We start from the raw sequence: 21978 nt of genomic DNA on the forward strand, positions 1-21978 counted from the left end.
TGTGGAGAACCCATGCACACCTGTCTTCGCCGTGCCCGCGTGGCCGCGCTGACCGCACTCGCGGTTGTGACCCTCGCCGCCTGCTCCGGCACCGAAATCGACACTACCGCCGTCGAATTGCCCTCGGCCCCAGCCGAACAGCGGTTGGCCGGAACCTGCCCCGACACCGTCGTCGTCCAACTCCAGTGGGAACCCGAAACCGATTCCGGCCCCATCTTCGGCCTGCTCGGACCCGGCTACCGCGTGGACTCCGACAACAACAGGGTCACCGGCCCGCTGGTGGTGGACGGCAAGGACACCGGTGTGGACCTGGAGATCCGCGCGGGCGGCCCGGCCATCGGCTTCCAGACCGTGCCCTCCCAGATGTACGTCGACGACTCCATCACCCTGGGCCTGGCGCACTCCGAACATGCCATCGCCGCGGCCGGGCAGCAGCCGCTGATCGGTGTCACCACCCTGCTGCGCTACAGCCCGCAGCTGCTCATGTGGGATCCGGCGACGCACCCGGACTGGCGGGGCATCGCCGATATCGGCGCATCCGGTGCGCCCATCGTGGTTTCGCAGGGACAGCTGTACCCGGACTGGCTGGTGGCGCGCGGGCTGGTACGGGCCGAGCAGATCGACGCCTCCTACGACAATTCGCCGTCGCGCTTCGTCGCCGATCCGTCCTTCGCCCAGCAGGGCTTCGCCAACTCCGAACCCTACGTCTACGAGCACGAGGTGCGGGCCTGGAACAAGCCCGTGGCCTACCAGCTGTTGCGCGACGTCGGCTACGAGGGCTACGCCCGCACCGTGAACGTGCGCGCCGACAAACTCGACGAACTGCGCCCCTGCCTGCGCCGCCTGGTGCCCATGATCCAAAGGGCGACAGCCGATTTCCGTGCCGATCCCAGCCACGTGAACGAGGTGGTCGTCGATGTGGTCGACAAGAGCGCCAATTTCAGTCCCTACAGCGCCGAACTCGCCGCCTTCGGTTCCCGGGCGCTCATCGACAACGGACTGATCGGCAATGACACCGACGGCGTCATCGGCAGTTTCGATCCCGCGCGGGTGCAGCGGGTCATCGACGAATTCGCCCCCATCCTGCGCCGCGGCGGCGCGAACGTGCCCACCACCCTGACCGCCGCCGACCTGATCACCACCGAATTCCTGGACCGCGGCATCGCGGCCACCGACTGAGCCGATCGAAAGGGCAACCATGACAACCGGATACGATCTGTCCGAAGTCGACCGCGAGAAGCGCATGGGCGGACTCGGCGCGGAGACCGCCCGCGAGATCCGCGTCATCGACCTCACCGACTTCGAGAACCGTCGCGCCGAGATCACCGAACAGCTGTGGACCGCCGCCACCGAGATCGGCTTCTTCCAGCTCTCCGGGCACGGGATCCCGCAGTGGCAGCTGGACGACGCCTTCGCCCGCGCCGCGGCCTTCTTCGCGCTGCCGGAATCGGTGAAGGCGCGGTACCCGCTGGTCAAGGCCGACAATGCGGGCTGGGAGAGCCTGAGCCAGGTGCGGCCCTCCATCGGCGTGCCCGACCAGAAGGAGTCCTATCAGATCACTCGACCGCATATGGCGAGCCTGTGGCCGAGTGAGGCCGAACTGCCCGGATTCGTCTCCGCCATCCTGGATTTCGAGCATCGGTGCTGGAGCGTGGCCATGCGGGTGCTGTCCTGTTTCGCTGACCGGCTCGGGCTGCCGCGCGACCACTTCACCGCCGCGCACGATCCGGAATCGGAGCAGTACCAGAGCACCCTGCGACTGCTGCACTACTTCGCCGTCCCCGAGGAACTGCGCGATGTGCCCGGCCGCTGGCGGGCGGGCGCGCACACCGACTTCGACTGCCTCACCCTGCTGTTCCAGCGCGACGGGCAGGGCGGGCTCCAGGTCTGCCCCGGCAAGGAGATGGACGAACAGGCATGGACCTCCATCACGCCCTCGTCCTCGCTGATCACCTGCAATATCGGCGATATGCTCACCCGCTGGAGCGATGATCTGCTGCCCTCCAACTTCCATCGGGTGCGCAGTCCGGGCCGCGACGAGTACCAGGGTGAGCGCTACAGCATCGCCTATTTCGCGCAGGCCGACCGCGACGCCGTCATCCAGGGTCCGCGCGGCGTCTACCCGCCCGTGACCGCCGCCGACTTCCTCGCCGAGCGGGTGCGGGCCAACTACCGGCCGCGGATGTAGTTTCGAGCCAGCGAGAAAGGACCCCCATGGCCGACGACACCAGCGCCGCCCTGCTCGGCCCCTCGGTACACCGGCAACTGCGGCAGCTGGTGCTCTCCGGTGAACTGGAACCCGGCGCGCCGCTGAGCGTGCTCGCCCTGTCCGGGCGCCTCGGCGTCAGCCGCAGCCCGGTCCGCGAGGCCGTGCAGCAGCTCATCTACGAGGGGCTGGCCGTGAACGTCCCGCACGCGGGGGCGCGGGTGGCCGTGGTGGACGACGCCCGGATTCGCGATGTGCTGGCCGTGCGCGCGGTGCTCGACGGTCTCGCCGCCGCCGAGGCCGCCACCCGCCTGACCGAAGCCGACCTGGTGAAACTCACCGGCATGCTCGACGCCCAGGCGGACAATCTGCGCGGTGCCGCCGACCCGGCCCGCGACACCGCCCTGGACCTGGAATTCCACGCCTTCATCCGGGACCGCGCCGGAAACCCCACCCTCGCCGAGGAACTCGCCCGCCTCGAATCCCAGGCCCACCTCTACCGCGGTGACCTGTGGAGCCACGACCGCAACCGCAGCACCGCCCTGCGCGAGCACCGCCGCATCCTCGAGGCCCTCGAATCCGGCGACCCCGCGCAGGCCCGCACCGCCGCCGAAGCCCATGTGCGCGGCCTCATCACCCGCCTGCGCCGCTGACCAGCCGCCCCGGCAGCGCCGCGCCGCCCATGCGGAGACGGTGCGTGATCAGTGTCCACGACCGGGGAGCCGGAGTCGCTGTGCTGCCGGAGGCGAGGCATGGGTCAGGTGGCCTCGCTCGACGCGCTGCCGCTCAGTGCGCGTTGCGGTAGGCGGGGGCCTTACTGGTGGCGGTGGGGGTGAGGGTGCGCAGCAGCGGCAGGGTGCGGCGCGGGACCACCGTGGACAGCACGATCACGCTGTGCGAGCGCACCACCGAGGTGGTGCGGTCGATACTCAGCAGCACCGTTTGCAGACCGGCGTGGGAGTCCGCGCCGATACGGCACAGCACATCGCTGGAACCGGTGGTGGCGTACGCCTCCAGCACGCCGGGAATGGCGGCCAGATCGGCGGCCACCGCCTCCAGCGCACCCTGCGCGATTTCCAGGGTGACGAAGGCTTCCACATCGAAACCGGCTGCGCTGACATCGATCTGGGGGTCGTAGGAGGCGATGACCCCGGCCTCCTCCATCCGGGCGATGCGTGACTGCACGGTCGCGCGGGCCACTCGAGTACGGCGGGACAACTCGAGGATGCCCGCCTTCTGATGCTCGTGCATGGCGGTGAGGATGGCCAGGTCCAGCTCGTCCAGCTTGGCGGGAGTGCGTGCCATGGCGGATCTCCGTTCGCAGGGTGTTCTATTCAAATTGTCCAGCACCAACGGCAAGATGGTGACGCAATTCACCAGGGTGTCTACTGAAAATCGGCGATATTGCCCATCAGCGGCCGTCGGCCTTTCCTGGTTTCATGAGCATCGAGGCAACCGCCGCACCTGTTCAACCGCCGAATCGGCCCACGGCCACCGACCTGCCGCCCGAGGACGAATTGCGTCGCCTCGTCGGTCTGGTGGACCACGACGCGGCCGCCGACCCGTTCCCGGTGCTGGGCTGGGACGCGCTCGTGTGGGTGGTGGGCAACGCCACCCAGGCCGCGCACTATCTGGAATCCGCCTTCGGGCTGCGGTTGGAGGCGTACTCGGGTCCCGAGACCGGCAACCGCGACCACAAGGCGTACGTACTGCGCAGCGGTGGCGTCCGATTCGTCGTCAAGGGGGCGGTGGATCCGGCGAGTTCCCTGGTGGCGCACCATGATCGGCACGGGGACGGTGTCGTCGACATCGCGCTCGAGGTCCCGGACGTGGACCGCTGCATCGCCCACGCCCGCGCCCAGGGCGCGACCGTGCTGGTCGAACCGCACGACGAGACAGACGAATTCGGCACGGTGCGTGCCGCGGCCATCGCCACCTACGGCGAGACCAGGCACACCCTGATCGACCGTTCCCGCTACACCGGCCCCTATCTGCCCGGCTATATCGCGCGCACCTCCGGTTACGAACCGCGCCCCGGCGCACCGCGCCGCCTGTTCCAGGCCATCGACCACGTGGTCGGCAACGTGGAGCTCGGACGCATGGACGAGTGGGTCGAGTTCTACCGCCGCGTCATGGGTTTCGAGAACATGGCCGAATTCGTGGGCGACGATATCGCCACCGACTACTCGGCGCTCATGTCCAAGGTCGTCGCCAACGGCAACCACCGCGTCAAGTTCCCCCTCAACGAACCCGCCGACGGCCCCAAGCGTTCCCAGATCGACGAATACCTGGAGTTCTACCGGGGTCCGGGCGTCCAGCACATCGCCCTGGCCACCAATGACATCCTCACCGCCGTGGACTGCCTGCGCCGCGAGGGCATCGAATTCCTCGCCACGCCCGACACCTACTACGAGGACCCGGAACTGCGCGCCCGCATCGGCCACGTCCGCGTCCCCGTGGAGGAACTCCAGCGTCGCGGCATCCTGGTCGACCGCGACGAGGACGGCTACCTGCTCCAGATCTTCTGCAAACCCGTCACCGACCGCCCCACCGTCTTCTTCGAACTCATCGAACGCCACGGCTCCCTCGGCTTCGGCAAGGGCAACTTCAAGGCCCTCTTCCAGGCCATCGAGCGCGAACAGGAGGCCCGCGGCAACCTCTGAACGGATGCGGCAACGCCGTGGCGAACCGCTCGGACGAGCCGAATCCCGCGATGTCGGTAGAGTTCGTGCCATGCGGATGACGTCGGCGATTGTCACGGGGATGACCTTCGCTCTGCTGCTGTCGGCGTGCGGGGGGAAGCAGGAATCCGATGCACCGACCGGGCTGCGCCCACCGCCCAGGGTGGCCACGCTGGGCCCCTTCGTGGGCGAATGCGGTCACGTCACCGACGACGAGGTGCGCGATATCGGCGCCCTCGGCGCGGTGACCCGGGTGTTCAAGAACTCCGTCGGCTGCAACTGGCAGGGCGGCGGCGTCGGCGGCGCGAGCGTCACCTTCGCCTCCTACCGCGGCAGTCCCATCGACCGCGAGAAGGCGTGGGTGGCCAGCGTCGGTCGCGATCCGGAGACCATCGAGGTCGGCGGCAAGACCGGCTTCCAGGCCCTGGACCCCAGCAACCGGGTGTGCGACCTGGCGGTGCAGCTGGACGACGACTTCTTCGAATGGTCCATCTCCTACGGCCTGTTCGGCAGCGAGGGGCTCGGCAATCCGTGCGATCGCAGCCGCCGACTGGCCGAACTGACCGTGCAGCGACTCGGATGAGGGGCAACGGCATGACGGGCAGCGGCATGACGGGCGGTGGCACGGCGCGCACGCGCGGACGGCGCGGCATCCGGCTCACCGGTGCGGCGCTGGCCGCCCTGGCACTCACCGCGACCCTCGCCGGCTGCGGCCGGACCATCGAGGGCACCGCCCTCCCGGCGGGTGGCACCACCGACGACGGCGGCGGGCGCATCAACACCAACTTCGACAAGCTGCTGCGGGAATGCGAGGTGGTCTCGCTGGAGGACATCGGCAAGACCGTCGGCGAGGGCACCTACGTGAACCCGTCCTTCAACGGCGCGGTCTGCATGTGGGATCTGGACGGCGGCTCCTCGGGCAGCGGCATGGTGACGCTCAGCTGGTACGAGCTCGGGTCGCTGGCCAACGAGAAGAAGAACAACGATCGCCTCGGCTATGTGACCAACGACATCACCGTGCAGGGTCGTCGCTCGCTGGAGACCCGGCGGCCGAACGACCCCGATTCGTGCGGTGTCTTCGCCCCGGCCGCCGATGCCGGAATCGTGGGCTGGTGGGTGAACTACCGTGCGGGAGGGTCACATCCGGATCCCTGCGAGGCCGCGCGCAAGCTGGTGGAGCTCACCTTGAACCTGGCCCGCTAGTCGATCTACCTGCCCGCTTCCATACCACTCCGGGACCCCGTTTTTGCCCCCGGAAACGCCGGCGGGTATCGTGGATCGCTGTGCCCGGAAGCATGCGGGCAGGTTCGTGCGCAGTACGTAGGCCAGCGAGAGCGGCTGACCGTTTCAGCGTGCCCTGAACAGGGCGTGTAAGCTGCGCACGACACGCCCGACCTCGTGACAACGAAATGTCGCGGGAACTGGGCGGAAAGCTCGAATGACACAGACATGAAGTTCCAGACACCTGGTTACTAATAAGGAAAGCCGGTCTATGCCAACCATCAACCAGCTGGTCCGCAAGGGTCGCCGCGACAAGGTCGCCAAGACCAAGACTGCGGCCCTCAAGGGGAGCCCGCAGCGTCGTGGCGTGTGCACCCGCGTGTACACCACGACCCCGAAGAAGCCGAACTCGGCGCTCCGCAAGGTCGCCCGTGTTCGCCTGACCAGCCAGGTCGAGGTCACGGCTTACATCCCCGGTGAGGGTCACAACCTGCAGGAGCACTCGATGGTGCTCGTTCGTGGCGGTCGTGTGAAGGACCTCCCGGGTGTGCGCTACAAGATCATCCGCGGTTCCCTCGACACCCAGGGTGTGAAGAACCGCAAGCAGGCCCGCAGCCGCTACGGCGCCAAGAAGGAGAAGAGCTGATATGCCGCGCAAGGGCCCCGCTCCCAAGCGTCCGCTGATCAACGACCCGGTCTACGGCTCCCCGCTGGTGACCCAGCTGGTCAACAAGATCCTCCTGGACGGCAAGAAGTCGACCGCCGAGCGCATCGTCTACGGTGCCCTCGAGCAGGCTCGCGAGAAGACCGGCACCGATCCGGTCGTGACCCTCAAGCGCGCGCTGGACAACGTCAAGCCGTCGCTCGAGGTCAAGCCCCGCCGCGTCGGTGGCGCCACCTACCAGGTGCCGGTCGAGGTCCGTCCGGGCCGCGCCAACACCCTGGCGCTGCGCTGGCTGGTCAACTTCTCGCGCGCCCGTCGCGAGAAGACGATGGTCGAGCGTCTGGCGAACGAGCTCCTCGACGCCAGCAACGGCCTGGGCGCTTCGGTGAAGCGTCGCGAGGACACCCACAAGATGGCCGAGTCCAACCGGGCCTTCGCGCACTACCGCTGGTGATTCGGTGCCCGGCGATGCCCGGGCGTCGAGTCACGGTCCGGCGCGGCACCTCATGGTCGCGCCGGACGTTGAGACAGAGATGACCCGGAGCAAAGCCAGGGTCGTACCCGAAGATCCCACTAGCTAAGAGCGGGGAAGATTTCCGTGGCACAGGACGTGCTCACCGACCTGAACAAGGTCCGCAACATCGGCATCATGGCCCACATCGATGCCGGTAAGACGACGACCACCGAACGCATCCTCTTCTACACCGGTATCACCTACAAGATCGGTGAGGTGCACGACGGCGCCGCCACCATGGACTGGATGGCGCAGGAGCAGGAACGCGGCATCACCATCACGTCGGCCGCGACGACCTGTTTCTGGAAAGACAACCAGATCAACATCATCGACACCCCGGGTCACGTCGACTTCACCGTCGAGGTGGAGCGCTCGCTGCGCGTGCTCGACGGTGCCGTCGCCGTCTTCGACGGCAAGGAGGGTGTCGAGCCCCAGTCCGAGCAGGTGTGGCGCCAGGCGGACAAGTACGACGTGCCGCGCATCTGCTTCGTGAACAAGATGGACAAGCTGGGCGCGGACTTCTACTTCACCGTCCAGACCATCAAGGACCGCCTGGGCGCCAAGCCGCTGGTCCTGCAGCTGCCGATCGGCGCCGAGGACACCTTCGAGGGCGTCGTCGACCTGGTCGAGATGAACGCCAAGGTCTGGAAGGGCGAGACCAAGCTCGGCGAGCAGTACGAGGTCGTCGAGATCCCGGCCGACCTGGCCGAGAAGGCCGAGCAGTACCGCCAGGAGCTGCTGGAGACCGTCGCCGAGTCCGATGAGGCGCTGCTGGAGAAGTTCTTCGGCGGCGAGGAGCTCAGCATCGAGGAGATCAAGGGCGCGATTCGCAAGATGACCGTCAACTCCGAGCTCTACCCGGTGCTGTGCGGTTCGGCGTTCAAGAACAAGGGCGTGCAGCCCATGCTCGACGCCGTGATCGACTACCTGCCGAACCCGCTGGACGACGGCGGCACCGACGGTCACGTCCCGGGCAAGGAAGAGGAGATCCTGCACCGCGACGCGAGCGTCACCGAGCCGTTCGCCGCGCTGGCGTTCAAGGTCGCCACCCACCCGTTCTTCGGCAAGCTGACCTACGTCCGGGTGTACTCGGGCAAGGTCGACTCCGGCGCCCAGGTCATCAACTCGACCAAGGGCAAGAAGGAGCGTCTGGGCAAGCTGTTCCAGATGCACTCCAACAAGGAGAACCCGGTCACCGAGGCCCAGGCCGGCCACATCTACGCGGTCATCGGTCTGAAGGACACCACGACCGGCGACACCCTGTGCGATCCGCAGAACCAGATCGTGCTGGAGTCCATGACCTTCCCGGATCCGGTCATCGAGGTGGCCATCGAGCCGAAGACCAAGGCCGACCAGGAGAAGCTGGGCACCGCCATCCAGAAGTTCGCGGAGGAGGACCCCACCTTCAACGTGAAGCTGGATCAGGAGACCGGCCAGACCGTCATCGGCGGCATGGGCGAGCTCCAGCTCGATATCTACGTCGACCGCATGAAGCGCGAATTCAAGGTCGAGGCGAATATCGGCAAGCCGCAGGTGGCCTACCGCGAGACCATCACCAAGCCGGTCGAGAAGCACGAGTACACCCACAAGAAGCAGACCGGTGGTTCGGGTCAGTTCGCCCGGGTCATCATCGGCCTGGAGCCCTTCACGGGTGAGGACGGCGCGACCTACGAGTTCGAGAACAAGGTCACCGGTGGCCGCGTTCCGCGCGAGTACATCCCGTCGGTCGACGCCGGTATCCAGGACGCCATGCAGTACGGTGTGCTCGCCGGCTTCCCGCTGGTCAACGTCAAGGCCCTGCTGCTGGACGGCGCTTACCACGAGGTCGACTCGTCGGAAATGGCGTTCAAGATCGCGGGTGCGCAGGCCCTCAAGGAAGCGGCCCGCAAGGCCGGTCCGGTGATCCTCGAGCCCATGATGGCTGTCGAGGTCACCACGCCCGAGGACTACATGGGCGAAGTGATCGGCGACCTGAACTCCCGCCGTGGCCAGATCCAGGCCATGGAGGAACGCAGTGGTGCCCGTGTCGTCAAGGCGCTGGTTCCGCTCTCGGAGATGTTCGGCTACATCGGTGACCTGCGGTCGAAGACCCAGGGCCGGGCCAACTTCTCCATGGTGTTCGATTCGTACGCGGAGGTTCCGGCCAACGTGTCGAAGGAGATCATCGCCAAGGCGACCGGCGAGTAGTTCGCTGCTGGGGCGGATTCGCGAGTATCCGCCCCGAGTCGGTCGGCTGAACGACCCCCTGTAAGAAAAACAACGCACTGCTGCAAAGCAACGCACTACTAGTCCAGGAGGACAACAGTGGCGAAGGCGAAGTTCGAGCGGACGAAGCCCCACGTCAACATCGGCACCATCGGTCACGTCGACCACGGCAAGACCACGCTGACGGCGGCCATCACCAAGGTGCTGCACGACAAGTACCCGGACCTGAACCAGAGCTTCGCGTTCGACCAGATCGACAAGGCTCCGGAGGAGAAGGCTCGTGGTATCACGATCAACATCTCCCACGTCGAGTACCAGACCGAGAAGCGGCACTACGCCCACGTGGACGCCCCCGGTCACGCCGACTACATCAAGAACATGATCACCGGTGCCGCCCAGATGGACGGCGCGATCCTGGTCGTGGCGGCCACCGACGGCCCGATGCCGCAGACCCGTGAGCACGTGCTGCTCGCCCGTCAGGTCGGCGTGCCCTACATCCTGGTCGCGCTGAACAAGGCCGACATGGTCGACGACGAGGAAATCCTCGAGCTCGTCGAGATGGAGGTCCGCGAGCTGCTGGCCTCGCAGGAGTTCGACGAGGACGCCCCGGTCGTCCGCGTCTCGGGCCTGAAGGCGCTCGAGGGCGACGAGAAGTGGGCGCAGTCCGTCATGGACCTGATGAACGCCGTCGACGAGTCGATCCCGGACCCGGTCCGTGAGACCGACAAGCCGTTCCTGATGCCGATCGAGGACGTCTTCACCATCACCGGTCGTGGCACCGTGGTGACCGGTCGCGTCGAGCGCGGCATCATCAACGTGAACGAGGAAGTCGAGATCGTCGGCATCCGCGAGAAGTCGACCAAGACCACCATCACGGGCATCGAGATGTTCCGCAAGCTGCTCGACCAGGGCCAGGCGGGCGACAACGTCGGTCTGCTGGTCCGCGGTATCAAGCGCGAGGACGTGGAGCGCGGCCAGGTCGTCATCAAGCCGGGCACCACCACCCCGCACACCGAGTTCGAGGGCCAGGCGTACATCCTGTCGAAGGACGAGGGCGGCCGCCACACCCCGTTCTTCAACAACTACCGCCCGCAGTTCTACTTCCGCACCACCGACGTGACCGGCGTCGTGACCCTCCCCGAGGGCACCGAGATGGTCATGCCGGGCGACAACACCGAGATGAGCGTCAAGCTCATCCAGCCGATCGCCATGGAAGAGGGCCTGCGCTTCGCGATCCGTGAGGGTGGCCGCACCGTCGGTGCCGGTCGCGTCACCAAGATCATCAAGTGATTCGCTGAATCACCGGTAGACGGCGTCGCTCCGAAAGGGGCGGCGCCGTTTGCGTTTTCCGGTTCTGTCGTCGGGCGTTCAGGGGCGGTCGTCCTCGTCCACCCAGTCGGAGACGACGGTGCCCGAGACCATGCCGTCGGAGCCGGGTAGCACGGTGGTGGGTCGGTCGTCCTCGTAGGCTTCCGCGATCTCGGCGGCCCGTTGCCGGTGTTTGTCCTCGACCTCCGGCTCCGGAATGATCGGCCGCTCGTCCTGTTGCGCGGATTCCTCCCGAATCCGCCGCTCCTCTTCGGTGCTCATGCCGCAGATCTGCCCGCTGCCGGGCCGGTCAAACGGTGTGCGGTACCGGGTAAGGGACTCGGGTGGCTAACTCGGCAGCGGAGCGTGGACCGCGCCGAGGATGCGGCCGGAGTCGAAAGTCGCTGCGGCGGGCGGGAGTTCGCCGGGGCGGCCGCTGGTGAGAACGCGGACGGTGGCGGTGCCCGCGGTGGGGCGGCCGAGGGCGTCCATGCGGCGCAGGGTTTGGCCCGCGACGGCCTCGGCGCTGTCGAAGATGCGCACACCGCGGGGGAGGGCGGCGAGGATGGCGTCGAGGACGAGCGGGTAGTGGGTGCAGCCGAGCACGATGCCCTCGGTGCCTGTCGGGGTGCGCTCGGCGGCGCTGGCGATGGCGCGTTCGATGGCGGCCAGGTCGCCGCGGTCGATGGCGTCGGCCAGCCCGTGGCAGGCCACGCCCGTGACCTCGGCGTTCCCGCCGAAACGGGCGATGAGATCGGCTTGGTAGGCGCTGGCCGTGGTGGCGGCGGTAGCCCAGACCGCCACCTTAGAACAGACCGCGGCGGCGGGTTTGATGGCCGGGACGGTGCCGATCACCGGCACCTCGGGGCCGACTTCGGCGCGCACGTGTTCCAGCGCCGTCACGCTGGCCGTATTACAGGGCAGCACAATGACTTCCGCGCCCTCGCGCAAGGAGGTACGCGCGGTGTCGAGCACCCGGTCGATGACCCACTGCTCGGGCTTGGGACCCCACGGGGCCCCGTCGGGATCCATCTGCAGCAGCAGATCCAGGTCGGGCCGCAGCTTCCGCAACCACGCACCCGTGGGCAGCATGCCCAGGCCCGAATCGATGAGCGCGACGATCACCCCTGCCACGGTAATGAATGCGGTGCGGGCGGTGCGAATCGCGTCCGGCGAACAGGACGAATCCGGTACTCAGCCCACGGGCTGGGTGTCGGCGAGCCTTGCGCGCATCTTCATGACCTTGCCCGTCATGCCCGCCCCGACCACGGCCACCAGGTCGCCGTTCCGGAAGTAGTGCGCGAGGAATTTGCGGCCCTGATCCTCGACGATCCGGACCTCGTCGGCCAGTGCGGGTAGACCGAGCACCTGAATTTTCAGGTCGTACTGATCGCTCCACACATACGGCACCTGCGGACCGGGCGGTTCGGCACCCAGCAGTGCGCAGGCCAGTGTCTTGGCCTGCTCTCCGGCATTGGTCCAGTGCTCGACGCGCCGGTTGCGCCCGCTCCGGTGCGGCCAGGCGGCCACGTCGCCCACGGCCCAGATCCCGTCCACGGCGGTCCGGCCGGTCTCGTCGCAGACGATGCCGCCACCCGCGGCGGGTTCGGCGAGCGGGATACCGGATTCGGCGAGCCAGTCCGTCGCCGGAATCGAGCCGACGCCGACGACCACCAGATCGGCGTCGATGGCGGTCCCGTCGCTGAGCCGTACGCCGCGTACGGTCTCGCCGTCGACGTTCAGACCCTCGACTCCGATTCCGCAGCGCACGTCCACACCCTCGGCCCGATGTGTCCGCGCCACCAGCGCGCCGACCTCGGTGCCGAGTGCGGCGGCCAGTGGTGTGGGCTGCGGTTCCACCAGCGTGACCGGCACGCCGTGGGCGCGGAAGCTGGCGGCCAGTTCGCACCCGATGAACCCGCCGCCCACCACCACGGCCTGGCGCGCGTCGGCGAGGTGGGCGCGCAGTCGGACCGCGTCGGCGTGCGATCGCAGTACGTGCACCCCCGTCGCCTCGGGCAGTCCCGGAATCCGCCGGGGACGCAGGCCGGTGGCGATGACGAGCTGGTCGTAGCCGCGGGTCGAGCCGTCGGCCAGCCGCACCTGCCGCGCCGCGGTGTCCACTCCGGTCACGGCGGTGCCCAGCCGCAGGTCGATGCGCTGTTCGGCGTAGAACTCGGCGGGCCGCAGCGCGGTGTCGTCGGTCTGGCCGCGCACGAACTGCTTGGACAGCGGCGGCCGGTCGTAGGGTGCGCGGTCCTCGTCGCCGACGAGGGTGAGTGCACCCGCGAAACCCGCTCGGCGCAGTTCTTCGGCCGTCCGGAGCCCGGCCAGCCCCGCGCCAACGATTAGAACGTGTTCCACCGAGTGTGACATAGAGGCAACCCTAACCTCTTCGAGTCACTCCCGGGGATCGGTTGTGCCGTGCACCACAGCCATATCGCTCCCGAATCGTATCCGCGCATTTATTGATCGGGCGGTCAATCAGGAATAGAACGAAAGGAGGATAAACCGAAGCCTTGAAGGAGGCACACCATGTTCACCGACAGCCGTGCACAGGACGCGGTAGCCGTCGTCCTCGGCGCCATCGCCGCCCTGTCGCCCATCTGGGTGGATACCAGCAACCGGGCGATGTGGACGTTGATCGTCCTCGGCGTCCTGATCGCCGCCACCGGCCTGGCGCAGCTCGCCAAGGTCGCCGGCGCCACCGCCGACTACGCCATGGCCGTGCTGGGCGCGCTGCTGTTCCTCTCCCCGTGGGTGATGAACTTCAGCTCCTACACCAACGCGTCGTGGACGGCGTGGATCGTGGGCGTATTGACCGTCGTGGTCGCCTTGGCGGCGCTTCCACAGGTCGCGGGACGCATGCATACGGCACACTGATACACATGCCTGAACCGCGAGCGGGGCGTCGCCGCAGCCGCAAGGTCGACGGCGACGCCCGTCAGCTCATCCTGGATGCCGCCGAAAAGCTGTTCGCGGCACAGGGCTTCGACGCGACCCCCACCGCCGCCATCGCCGCGGCCGCGGGTGTACCCAAGGGTCTCGTCTTCTACTACTTCCCCACGAAGGAAGCGATACTCACCGCCTTGATGACCGAACGGGTGCCCGCCCGGCCGATCGAGGACATCGCCGCGGTCATCGCCCCCGGCGATCCGGCCACCAGCCTGGTGAACTTGGATGCCGCGCTGAACCTGCGCGACCACCACTCCTCTGTGCTCCGCGTGATCATGTGGCGCGAGGCCGATACCCATCCGGACGTCCGTAAGCAGTTGCGCTCCATGCGCGATCAGCTGTTGGACGTGACCGCCCGGGTATTGCAGGCCAGCGCGCCCGGACCGGTCAAACCCGGAACGCTGCGCGCCTGCGCGGCGGCCTGGGTGTCGGCCATGTTCGCCATCGCCAGTACCGACCGCCTGCACGCGCTGGACGGTATGACGCTGCCGACCGCCGAGGAAGTGCTCAATGTGGCACAGGTGGTGGCGGCCGGTATGACCCAGTTGGGCTGAACTGGCGATATCCATTCCATCCCCAAAATTGTTGTTCGCAAAACGGATTCGTCTCAGCCCCGGAGCGCGGGGTTCACGACGGCCCGGTAAGAATGTCGGCCATGGATGCCGACTACACCTCCGACCTGGGGCACACGCTGACCTCCCGGTCCGAGAACTACCGCCTGACCAACCCCGATGCCTCGGACTCACGGTATGCGGCGAATTCGACGCTGACCGGCGTGGACACCGGCGGACACGCCGCGCTCGGACGCCTGAGCCCGCCCGAGGCCCCCGCGCAGTGGAGCAACTCCGGCAGCCACCGCACCGCCGAACCCGAATCCGCCCAGCAGAATTCGCGCCCCGCCGACTTCCGCTCGGAGTTCGCGCCGATCAACGGCAGCGCCTCCGCGACCGCGCGCACGGATTTCGGCAACGGCACACCCGACACCGCACAGTCGGCGCACAGCGGTGGTTCGCCTGCCACCGGTGGTTCGGCGTTCGGCGGTGGTTCGTCTGCCAGCGGGAATTCTGGGTTCGGCGGTAGCGCGCCCGGCACCGGTGATTCGGTGCTCGGCGGTGGTTCGCCTGCCACCGGTGGTTCGGCGTTCGGCGGTGGTTCGCCCGCCACCGGGAATTCTGGGTTCGGCGGTAGCGCGCCCGGCGTCAGTGATTCGGTGCTCGGCGGTGGTTCGCCCGCCAGCGGGCATTCGGCGTTCAGTGGTAGCACTTCGAGTTCCGAGGGCTCGGCGTTCACCGCGGGTACCGGCAGGGGCGCGGCATCCGGCACGGTGCCGACGGCCTCCGCCCCGGGGACCTGGGATATGTCCACCTCCGGTGGTTCCCACTCCGCGCCGCCGCCGGCCGACCGGCCCACTCGTGCGCGAGAACGTCAGGCAGCCGCGGCTTCCGGCGCGACCGTGGAGCCACAGCACGTCATGCGGCTATTGCTGGCCAGCCATGAACTCGACACCGCTGCGACCAAGGCCGAGTCCGGTGAGATCACCGTCGCCGAACTGGCTCGCGCCGCCCACCGCACCCGCGCGGCCGCCGTGGAACTCGTCTCCGCCTGGTACGGAGGGGCGGACCAGATGCGAAATTTCGCTGAGGCGCTGTTACAGGCCGCGTCGGAGGGTACGGGCAGGCACTAGCGCAGGTCGACCCGTCGCCAACTGCACCTCGCCGGGACGGCAGTGCACGCCGATTCGGGAGGTTGCCGCCACCGCGCTTCGGTCGCCGGGGCCGCCGCTGTCGGGCGCAGCAGGTCGATGCGCATTGCTCCGACCGGCAAGAGCGTCGAAGCCCGCAACGCCGCCTATATCGACTCCCAGGGGCCGTCACTGCGGCTGATCCGCGCATGCCGCCTGAGCACACCCGCCGCCTGGACCGCGTGTCCGCATGGCGCGACGAATGCCGGATCCGATGGTCGTACCATCCGGATATGGGCGCATTGACGGCGGAAGCGGTGCGGACAGCGCTGGCGGAGGTCGCCGATCCCGCGGATGCGGCGCACCTGCGGCGGTTCTTCAAGTGCGGGCCGGGGGAGTACGGGGAGGGTGACGTCTTCATCGGGGTGCGGGTGCCGCAGACCCGCAAGGTCGCGAAACAGTTCGGGGGACTGCCGCTTTCGGAGATCGACCGGCTGCTGGACAGCGAGGTGCACGAGCACCGGCTGGCGGCCCTGGTGATCCTGAACGCGCGGATGGCGAAGGCATCGCGGGTGCGCACGGGCAGTGCCGAGGAGCAGCGCGCGATCGTCGAACTGTATCTGGCCGCGATGCGGCGGGGGCGGATCAACAATTGGGATCTGGTCGACGTGTCGGCCGAGCACATCCTCGGCCCGTGGTTGTTGGAGCAGCCCCGCGATCCGCTGTACGAACTGGCGGCGTCGGATTCGCTGTGGGAGCGGCGGATCGCGCTGCTGACCACCTTCGCCTTCATCAAGGCGGGCGATGCGAGCACGACGCTGGCGCTGTGCGAGCGCGTGCTGTCCGACCGCCGCGACCTGATCCAGAAGGCCGCCGGGTGGATGCTGCGGGAGGTCGGCAAACGAGTGGACCCGACCGCCCTCATCGACTTCCTGGAGGCCCACGCCGCCGACATGGGCCGCACCGCACTGAGTTACGCCACCGAACACCTCACCGCCGACCAGCGCGCGCAATACCGATCGCAGCGCTGACGGCCGCCCGCCTCGAACTCACCCCCCGGCCGCCGAACCTCCAGTGGGTGTGTGTGGTTGTCGGGTCGAACCCCGGGGGCTGATCAGAACTGGATCTTGAGGTGATCGGTGACCGGGCGGGCCTGGCAGCCGAGGATGTAGCCGTTGGCGATGTCCTCGGGATCGAGGATCTCCGCGTTCTCCATCTCCACGGTGCCCTCGAGCACGGTGCAGGCGCATGATCCGCATTCGCCCTCGAGGCAGGAGTAGGGCACGTCCAGGCCCTTGGCGAGCATGATGTCCACCAGGGTCTGGCTGCGCGGCCAGTTCATCTCGTGGGTCTCGCCGTCGAGTTCCACCTCCACGCTGGCGGCGGCGTCGGCGGCCTCCTCCGCACTGATCTCGGCGGGGGCGACATCGGCGAACGGATCGCCCGACAGCGAGTTGAAGACCTCCGCGTGGGTGCGGTTGCGCGGCACCCCGAGTTGGGCGAGGGCGTCGTGCACCCGGTCCATGAACGGCTTGGGACCGCACATGAAGGTGCTGAACTCGGTGTAGGGCCGGGTCAGGGTGGCGAGCGCGTCGGCGGTGGGCAGACCCTGCAGCTGTTCCAGCCAGTGCACGACCACCAGCCGCTGCGGGTTCTTGTCGGCGAGTTCGCGCAGTTCGTCGGCGAAGATCACATTGTCGTGGTCGCGGTTGGCGTACACCAGTACGACGCGCGAATTGCCCCGTGCCAGAGCCGATTTCAGGATCGACATGACCGGTGTGATGCCGGACCCGGCGGCGAAGAGCAGTAGGTCCTCGTCGAGGTTCTTGGGTGTGAAAACACCCGAGGGCGGCAGTACTTCGAGGGTGTCGCCCGCTTTCACGTTGTCGCACACCCAGTTCGAGGCGTATCCGTCCGCGGTGCGCTTGACGGTCACCTTGGGCGCGTCGTCGGTGTGCGGTGAACTCGCCAGCGAGTAGCAGCGCGCCACCGACCCGGTGAGGTCGCTGGGAATGCGCAGTGTCAGGAACTGCCCCGGCTGGTAGGTGAAACGTTCGCGCAGTTCGGCGGGAACGTCGAAGACCAGCGAGCAGGAATCGGCCGTCTCCTGGATGACCGCGGAGACCCGCAGCACGGCCGATCGCGAGCTGTGCGGTACGTCGACGGTGGTCATAGTGTCCTCTCGAACCCGGCGCTGTGTGGCCAAACTAGAACGTGTTCTAGTTTCATACTACGTGGCCGTCCCGCTGCCGGACAAGCTGGGCCTCGAGCCCGGCGATCAGTACGTCCATTCCGAAGTCGTAGGAGTACTTCCCACGCAGGTCCGATAAATGCTTGGTGGCCCGTTCCACCGCCTCCGGCAGCGCCCGGTCGTCGTGCAGCGCCGAGCGGTCGCGCGGATTCACCCGACCCCGGCCGAACAGGTAGGTATGGATGGTCGCGTAGCCGGAGAGCACATTGCGATCGCTGAACCCGGCCTCGAACAGGATCTCCATCAGCGCCGCGATGAGATCGAGCTGCTTGCCCAGCATCTGTTCGATCAGCACGTCGCCGAGGCCGGGATGTTTGCGCAGCTTCTCGTCGATCTGGTCGATGAGATCGCGCAGCCGTCGCTGCCACGGCCCGGCGTCGGGCGGCGGCTTGCGCACGCCGGTGAGGGCGGCGGTGGCGACCAGGTCGAGTAGCTCGCGCTTGTCCGCCACGTAGTAGTACGGAGCCATCGGGGACACCCCGAGTTCGCGGGACAGGCGGCGCATGGAGAGCTTCTCCACGCCGTCCTGCCGGACCACCCGAAGGGCGGCCTCGACGATCTCGGACTCCGACAGAGTGTTGCCGCCCCCACTCGACTGCATACGTCCGACTCCCATGCCACCTCGACCATTGCGGGTACGGCGACGGCCGTCCCTACTACCTGCGCTGCTGTTGTTCCACGCAGTCTAGAGCGCGCGCTGCGCCGGTGGTCCCGCCACGTTCCGGTCCGGGCACGGGTCTTCGGGAGCGGCGTGCCGATCCCGTTTGCCGCCTATGTGCTGACCTAGCATCTCTGGAATGCGCCATGATCGACTTCCCGATGGTTTCGGGGTGCGAATCGATCCCAGGGTGCGCACTTACTCCGGTGGACGTTTCCTGGTCGGTGGCTCGCCGACCGGGTTGCTGCGGCTCGCGCCGGAGGCTGCGGCCCGGATCGGCGACGGCTACCTCGAGGTGACCGATCCGCTCTCGGCCCGGGTGGCCAGACGCCTGCTCGATTCCGGTGTCGGTAATCCGCGCCCGCGATTGCTGCCCTCGCCGGAGGACGTCACCGTGATCGTGCCGCTGCACAACGACGCCGCCGGGTTGGAGCGGCTGCTCTCGGCGCTGCGCGGGCATTCGGTGATCGTGGTGGACGACGGCTCGGATCGCCCGGTCCGCATTCCGCCCGCACGCGGTACCCGCCGTCGGGTGACGGTGCTGCGCTCGGATCGCCGCCGCGGCGCCGCCGCCGCGCGCAATCTGGGATTGCGGGCCGCCACAACCGAATTCGTGGCGTTCCTGGAGTCGGACGTGGTGCCGCGCAGCGGCTGGCTGGAGGTCATGCTCGGTCACTTCAGCGATCCCAAGGTGGCCCTGGTCGCCCCGCGCCTGCTGGCCATGGACCCGGATTCCACGGTGCTGGCCCGCTACGAGCACATGCGCGCGTCGCTGGAGCGTGGCCGCCGCGAGTCCGCGGTGCGCTCGCGCGGCCCGGTGCCCTATGTCCCGGGCACCGCACTGCTGGTGCGCCGTGACGCCCTGACGCGTGCGGGCGGATTCGACGAGACCATGACCGCGGGCGCGGATATCGACCTGTGCTGGCGGCTGGAGCGCGCGGGCTGGCGGCTGCGCTACGAGCCCGCCGCGCGAGTGGCGCACGAGTGCCCGGTATCGTTGCGAAAGTGGTTCGCGCACAAGGTCTCCGAAGGTGCCGGTGTGGCGCCGTTGGGGCAGCGCCATCCCGGGATGGCGGCGCCGCTGGCGGTGCCGCTGTGGACCGCGGTGGCCGCCCTGCTGTTCGCCACCCTCACCCGTTCGGGCGTGTTCTGCGGCCTGCTCACCCTGTGCGCCACCCTGGCCCGGCTGCGCCGTGTCTTCGCCGAACTCGACAATCCCACCCGGGTCTCGGCCATCTATCTGGCGCGCGGCTTCTCCGCGGGGCTGTGGCGGCTGGCGTCGGCGCTGTGCCGCCACTACTGGCCCGTCACCGTGCTGAGCATGGTGCTGTCGCGTCGCATTCGCCGCATCGCGTTCACCATGGCGATGGCCGACGGCCTGGCGGACTGGTTCACCCATCGCGAACCGGGCGGCTTGGACCCGGTGCGCTATCTGGCCTGCAAACGTCTGGACGACGTCGCACACGGCACCGGCCTGTGGTGGGGAGCGGCCCGCGCGCGGTCCGCGGTGGCCCTGCGCCCGACGCTGCCGCCGCACTGAACCGGCGTCCTTCCCGCAACCTCGCGCCGGGGCGTCGGCCACGAAGAACAAACCCGAATTAAAGATAAATAGACACATCTCACATTTTGCGAGGGTGCTGTCACGGTGTGACCTGCCGGACAAAGAACCTGCTTCCGGGTTGTATCCACTCCTTCGTCGGTACAGTTTGTGCCCGAAGGGAAAGGCAAATGGTCAGCAACATCGCAGGTGGGAGCCCCTCCCAGCACGGCGCCGAATCGGGCTCACAGCTGGGTGCGCTCGAAGCCTATGCCGCACAGGCCCACGGCTATCTGAGCGTCGGCCCCGAACAACTGGGTCAGTTGGCGGGTCTGCTGCGGCCGATGGTCCTGGAATCCTGGCTGCGCAGCCTGCGCGGCGGCGTCGATCCCATGGACGATGGTGACGGGCGCGGCCTGAGAGGCGCTGACCTGCAACGGTATCGGGACAATCACGCGATCGCCGCGGTGATGCCGCTGGTGGACAAACTGCTGCTGCGCGACGCCACCGGCACCGGGCTCATCGTGGTGGTGGCCGATCAGTTCGGCCGGGTGCTGTCGGTGCACGGCACGCCCGATCGGGTGAGCGCCGCGGCCGAGGCCGGATTGCGGGAGGGCAACGACCTGTCCGAGCGCCGGGTCGGCACCAATGCGGTGGGCCTGGTGGTGCGCACCGGCCGCGCGGCCTGGATCCACGGGCCCGAACATTTCCTGCACCGCATGCATCAGATCACCGGAGCCGCCGCGCCCGTTCACGATCCGGACGGCCGCCTGGTCGGCGTGCTCATGATCGCGGGCGGGGTGCGGGTGGCGCGCCCGGAGATCCTCGCGCTGGTGAAGGCCGCCGCCACCGCCGCGGAAATGGATCTGCTGCTGGCGGCGGTGCGCTCCGGCCGGGATCAGCAGGTGCGCCATCCCGCCGATGCGCTGCACCCGCCCGCGCCGGAACGCCTCGGTCTGGAGGTGCTCGGGCTCGGGCAGCCGCAGCTGACCGTGGCGGGGGAGCGAGTTCCGTTGTCGCAGCGGCATGCCGAGATCCTGCTGCTGCTCGCCGAACACACCGAGGGGCTGAGCGCGGACCATCTCGCGCTGTTGCTGGACGACGCCGATCTGGACAACGCCACCATCCGCGCCGCGGTGTCGCGACTGCGTTCGGTGGTGGGTTCCAAGGTCTTCGGTTCGCGTCCCTATCGATTGCTGGTGCCTATCGCCACGGATGTGGAGGCGCTGCGCGCCGCGCTGGATTCCGGTGACGTGGAGGCCGCCGTTCGGCTCTATTCGGGGCCGGTTCTGCCGCGTTCGACCGCCCCGGGAGTCATAGACATTCGCGATGAGTTGCGCGTGCGGTTGCGCACCGCCGTGCTGCGTTCCGGGGATACGACCGTGCTCAGCAGATGGACCGCGGGCGCGGAGGGGCGTGACGACGCGGCGGCCTGGGTCGCCTATCGCGCTACCGTTGACCGGGACTCTCCCTTGTATTCGCAGATAGAAGCCAAGATTCGCGTTCTCGATCGGCGTATGGGCGCCGATGCAACGCAGATGCAACGTTTCGGCTCCTAGTCTCCACATCCGAAAGCGCGGTCAGTCACATCTGACGACCGCAGTGTGGCGGCACCCACATTCGCGGTGGCCGCCGCGTTCTCCCGTGAGCCAACTAGACGCTCGTCCAACTTTTTTTCCGGAAAAAGTTCCGTTTTATTCTGTAAACGCCTAGTCTTCGCCATACATGGACCGCATCCATGTGACGCAGGTGACAGTGCGGCCACTTTTGGACAGTGTCCACCCGTGGTCGCGTGAGTTGGAGGAAGAGCTAGAGCAGTAGATCCAGATGCGGGAAGCGCCCGGGCTCCACATGGTTTCGGCCCGCCTCGCACCCGCGTTCCGGCCGCCGATCCGAGGGCAGAGGATCTCTTTCGTGCGGCCGGGAAGTCCGCAGCAGATCACGCGTGTGGCACCCCGTGGGCGGGGTGGCGCGCATTCGTCGAATTCCCGTGGTGGTTCCGCGGCACGGGCATCGCGCAGACGGTGCTCGGGCCTGATTTGTGCTGCCTGAAAAGCGTTTCGCCGCTTGTTGATTCGTCATATCGAGGAGGCTCTG

At 67.9% G+C, this 21978-nt stretch carries 22 protein-coding genes; 16 read left to right on the forward strand and 6 right to left on the reverse strand.

The genetic code is table 11. The features are described 5' to 3' along the window. Nucleotides 1–12: 12 nt before the first annotated feature. Genes FOH10_RS00575 through FOH10_RS00585 form a run of 3 tightly spaced genes read left to right on the forward strand, consistent with a single transcriptional unit; the run spans nt 13 to nt 2859 of the window. Nucleotides 13–1179 carry a substrate-binding domain-containing protein gene (locus FOH10_RS00575; protein ID WP_143979208.1) on the forward strand — a complete coding sequence of 389 codons (1167 nt, stop codon included), beginning with the start codon at nt 13–15 and terminating at the stop codon, nt 1177–1179. A gap of 19 nt (nt 1180–1198) precedes the next feature. Beyond that, the gene (locus FOH10_RS00580; protein ID WP_143979209.1) at nt 1199–2188 is read left to right on the forward strand and encodes an isopenicillin N synthase family dioxygenase; all 990 of its coding nucleotides are present in this window, start codon (nt 1199–1201) and stop codon (nt 2186–2188) included. A 26-nt stretch (nt 2189–2214) separates the two neighbouring features. Further along, nucleotides 2215–2859, forward strand: coding sequence for a GntR family transcriptional regulator (locus tag FOH10_RS00585; protein WP_143979210.1), 645 nt, complete (start codon nt 2215–2217; stop codon nt 2857–2859). Between the two features lie 133 nt (nt 2860–2992). Here the strand turns inward: FOH10_RS00585 and FOH10_RS00590 are convergent, their stop codons facing one another. Further along, the gene (locus FOH10_RS00590; RefSeq protein WP_029933051.1) at nt 2993–3511 is read right to left on the reverse strand and encodes an Lrp/AsnC family transcriptional regulator; all 519 of its coding nucleotides are present in this window, start codon (nt 3509–3511) and stop codon (nt 2993–2995) included. A 134-nt stretch (nt 3512–3645) separates the two neighbouring features. Between FOH10_RS00590 and hppD the strand changes: the two genes are divergently transcribed. The 7 genes from hppD to tuf all read left to right on the forward strand — a co-directional run bounded on the left by hppD (nt 3646) and on the right by tuf (nt 10781). After that, nucleotides 3646–4869 carry a 4-hydroxyphenylpyruvate dioxygenase gene (hppD, locus tag FOH10_RS00595; protein WP_143979211.1) on the forward strand — a complete coding sequence of 408 codons (1224 nt, stop codon included), beginning with the start codon at nt 3646–3648 and terminating at the stop codon, nt 4867–4869. A 70-nt stretch (nt 4870–4939) separates the two neighbouring features. After that, nucleotides 4940–5470, forward strand: a complete 531-nt coding sequence (locus tag FOH10_RS00600; protein WP_029933053.1) for a DUF3558 domain-containing protein — start codon at nt 4940–4942, stop codon at nt 5468–5470. Nucleotides 5471–5481: 11 nt separating this feature from the next. Beyond that, complete coding sequence (locus FOH10_RS00605) at nt 5482–6090, forward strand: DUF3558 domain-containing protein (RefSeq protein ID WP_143979212.1); 609 nt, start codon at nt 5482–5484, stop codon at nt 6088–6090. Between the two features lie 289 nt (nt 6091–6379). Then, nucleotides 6380–6754 (forward strand): 30S ribosomal protein S12, encoded by a 375-nt coding sequence (gene rpsL / locus FOH10_RS00610; protein ID WP_011211612.1) that lies wholly within the window; start codon nt 6380–6382, stop codon nt 6752–6754. A gap of 1 nt (nt 6755) precedes the next feature. Further along, complete coding sequence (gene rpsG, locus FOH10_RS00615; RefSeq protein ID WP_014353063.1) at nt 6756–7226, forward strand: 30S ribosomal protein S7; 471 nt, start codon at nt 6756–6758, stop codon at nt 7224–7226. Between the two features lie 144 nt (nt 7227–7370). After that, a complete protein-coding gene (fusA, locus tag FOH10_RS00620; protein WP_039817451.1) occupies nt 7371–9473 on the forward strand; it encodes an elongation factor G in 2103 nt (700 codons plus the stop codon). 117 nt (nt 9474–9590) lie between these two features. Then, the gene (gene tuf / locus FOH10_RS00625) at nt 9591–10781 is read left to right on the forward strand and encodes an elongation factor Tu (RefSeq protein ID WP_029933056.1); all 1191 of its coding nucleotides are present in this window, start codon (nt 9591–9593) and stop codon (nt 10779–10781) included. A 78-nt stretch (nt 10782–10859) separates the two neighbouring features. Here the strand turns inward: tuf and FOH10_RS00630 are convergent, their stop codons facing one another. The 3 genes from FOH10_RS00630 to FOH10_RS00640 all read right to left on the reverse strand — a co-directional run bounded on the left by FOH10_RS00630 (nt 10860) and on the right by FOH10_RS00640 (nt 13175). Continuing rightward, nucleotides 10860–11081: a hypothetical protein gene (locus FOH10_RS00630; protein ID WP_039817449.1), complete on the reverse strand. Its 222-nt coding sequence runs from the start codon at nt 11079–11081 to the stop codon at nt 10860–10862. A gap of 66 nt (nt 11082–11147) precedes the next feature. Further along, complete coding sequence (locus tag FOH10_RS00635) at nt 11148–11924, reverse strand: glutamate racemase (protein ID WP_143979213.1); 777 nt, start codon at nt 11922–11924, stop codon at nt 11148–11150. Between the two features lie 69 nt (nt 11925–11993). Beyond that, a complete protein-coding gene (locus FOH10_RS00640) occupies nt 11994–13175 on the reverse strand; it encodes an NAD(P)/FAD-dependent oxidoreductase (protein WP_186000667.1) in 1182 nt (393 codons plus the stop codon). 159 nt (nt 13176–13334) lie between these two features. Here FOH10_RS00640 and FOH10_RS00645 point away from each other — a divergent pair, with 159 nt between their 5' ends. The 4 genes from FOH10_RS00645 (at nt 13335) to FOH10_RS00660 (ending at nt 16466) form a co-directional block, all read left to right on the forward strand. Continuing rightward, nucleotides 13335–13682, forward strand: coding sequence for an SPW repeat protein (locus FOH10_RS00645; protein WP_029933060.1), 348 nt, complete (start codon nt 13335–13337; stop codon nt 13680–13682). 5 nt (nt 13683–13687) lie between these two features. Continuing rightward, a complete protein-coding gene (locus FOH10_RS00650; protein WP_029933061.1) occupies nt 13688–14308 on the forward strand; it encodes a TetR/AcrR family transcriptional regulator in 621 nt (206 codons plus the stop codon). Between the two features lie 101 nt (nt 14309–14409). Then, nucleotides 14410–15438, forward strand: a complete 1029-nt coding sequence (locus FOH10_RS00655) for a hypothetical protein (RefSeq protein ID WP_143979214.1) — start codon at nt 14410–14412, stop codon at nt 15436–15438. A 290-nt stretch (nt 15439–15728) separates the two neighbouring features. Then, on the forward strand, nt 15729–16466 hold the full coding sequence (locus FOH10_RS00660) for a DNA alkylation repair protein (RefSeq protein ID WP_143979215.1): 738 nt from the start codon (nt 15729–15731) through the stop codon (nt 16464–16466). Nucleotides 16467–16549: 83 nt separating this feature from the next. Here FOH10_RS00660 and FOH10_RS00665 read toward each other — a convergent pair whose 3' ends face one another. Together FOH10_RS00665 and mftR2 are read right to left on the reverse strand one after the other, a co-directional pair. After that, the gene (locus tag FOH10_RS00665) at nt 16550–17608 is read right to left on the reverse strand and encodes a ferredoxin--NADP reductase (RefSeq protein WP_143979216.1); all 1059 of its coding nucleotides are present in this window, start codon (nt 17606–17608) and stop codon (nt 16550–16552) included. Between the two features lie 52 nt (nt 17609–17660). After that, complete coding sequence (mftR2, locus tag FOH10_RS00670) at nt 17661–18287, reverse strand: mycofactocin system transcriptional regulator MftR2 (RefSeq protein WP_051037764.1); 627 nt, start codon at nt 18285–18287, stop codon at nt 17661–17663. Between the two features lie 196 nt (nt 18288–18483). On the opposite strand from mftR2, the gene mftF reads away from it, so the two are divergent. Together mftF and FOH10_RS00680 are read left to right on the forward strand one after the other, a co-directional pair. Continuing rightward, on the forward strand, nt 18484–19884 hold the full coding sequence (mftF, locus tag FOH10_RS00675) for a mycofactocin biosynthesis glycosyltransferase MftF (protein WP_143979217.1): 1401 nt from the start codon (nt 18484–18486) through the stop codon (nt 19882–19884). 188 nt (nt 19885–20072) lie between these two features. Beyond that, nucleotides 20073–21440, forward strand: coding sequence for a GAF domain-containing protein (locus FOH10_RS00680; protein ID WP_039817442.1), 1368 nt, complete (start codon nt 20073–20075; stop codon nt 21438–21440). The last annotated feature ends 538 nt before the right edge of the window (nt 21441–21978 follow it).

Source organism: Nocardia otitidiscaviarum (assembly GCF_007362295.1).
Classification (GTDB): Bacteria; Actinomycetota; Actinomycetes; order Mycobacteriales; family Mycobacteriaceae; genus Nocardia; species Nocardia otitidiscaviarum.

What these genes read in the sequence shown, in the direction of transcription:
- FOH10_RS00575 (WP_143979208.1), top strand. Translation starts at nt 13, where the DNA reads ATGCACACCTGTCTTCGCCGTGCCCGCGTGGCCGCGCTGACCGCACTC.
- FOH10_RS00580 (WP_143979209.1), top strand. Translation starts at nt 1,199, where the DNA reads ATGACAACCGGATACGATCTGTCCGAAGTCGACCGCGAGAAGCGCATG.
- FOH10_RS00585 (WP_143979210.1), top strand. Translation starts at nt 2,215, where the DNA reads ATGGCCGACGACACCAGCGCCGCCCTGCTCGGCCCCTCGGTACACCGG.
- FOH10_RS00590 (WP_029933051.1), bottom strand. Translation starts at nt 3,511, where the DNA reads ATGGCACGCACTCCCGCCAAGCTGGACGAGCTGGACCTGGCCATCCTC.
- hppD (WP_143979211.1), top strand. Translation starts at nt 3,646, where the DNA reads ATGAGCATCGAGGCAACCGCCGCACCTGTTCAACCGCCGAATCGGCCC.
- FOH10_RS00600 (WP_029933053.1), top strand. Translation starts at nt 4,940, where the DNA reads ATGCGGATGACGTCGGCGATTGTCACGGGGATGACCTTCGCTCTGCTG.
- FOH10_RS00605 (WP_143979212.1), top strand. Translation starts at nt 5,482, where the DNA reads ATGACGGGCAGCGGCATGACGGGCGGTGGCACGGCGCGCACGCGCGGA.
- rpsL (WP_011211612.1), top strand. Translation starts at nt 6,380, where the DNA reads ATGCCAACCATCAACCAGCTGGTCCGCAAGGGTCGCCGCGACAAGGTC.
- rpsG (WP_014353063.1), top strand. Translation starts at nt 6,756, where the DNA reads ATGCCGCGCAAGGGCCCCGCTCCCAAGCGTCCGCTGATCAACGACCCG.
- FOH10_RS00630 (WP_039817449.1), bottom strand. Translation starts at nt 11,081, where the DNA reads ATGAGCACCGAAGAGGAGCGGCGGATTCGGGAGGAATCCGCGCAACAG.
- FOH10_RS00640 (WP_186000667.1), bottom strand. Translation starts at nt 13,175, where the DNA reads ATGTCACACTCGGTGGAACACGTTCTAATCGTTGGCGCGGGGCTGGCC.
- FOH10_RS00645 (WP_029933060.1), top strand. Translation starts at nt 13,335, where the DNA reads ATGTTCACCGACAGCCGTGCACAGGACGCGGTAGCCGTCGTCCTCGGC.
- FOH10_RS00650 (WP_029933061.1), top strand. Translation starts at nt 13,688, where the DNA reads ATGCCTGAACCGCGAGCGGGGCGTCGCCGCAGCCGCAAGGTCGACGGC.
- FOH10_RS00655 (WP_143979214.1), top strand. Translation starts at nt 14,410, where the DNA reads ATGGATGCCGACTACACCTCCGACCTGGGGCACACGCTGACCTCCCGG.
- FOH10_RS00660 (WP_143979215.1), top strand. Translation starts at nt 15,729, where the DNA reads ATGGGCGCATTGACGGCGGAAGCGGTGCGGACAGCGCTGGCGGAGGTC.
- FOH10_RS00665 (WP_143979216.1), bottom strand. Translation starts at nt 17,608, where the DNA reads ATGACCACCGTCGACGTACCGCACAGCTCGCGATCGGCCGTGCTGCGG.
- mftR2 (WP_051037764.1), bottom strand. Translation starts at nt 18,287, where the DNA reads ATGCAGTCGAGTGGGGGCGGCAACACTCTGTCGGAGTCCGAGATCGTC.
- mftF (WP_143979217.1), top strand. Translation starts at nt 18,484, where the DNA reads ATGCGCCATGATCGACTTCCCGATGGTTTCGGGGTGCGAATCGATCCC.
- FOH10_RS00680 (WP_039817442.1), top strand. Translation starts at nt 20,073, where the DNA reads ATGGTCAGCAACATCGCAGGTGGGAGCCCCTCCCAGCACGGCGCCGAA.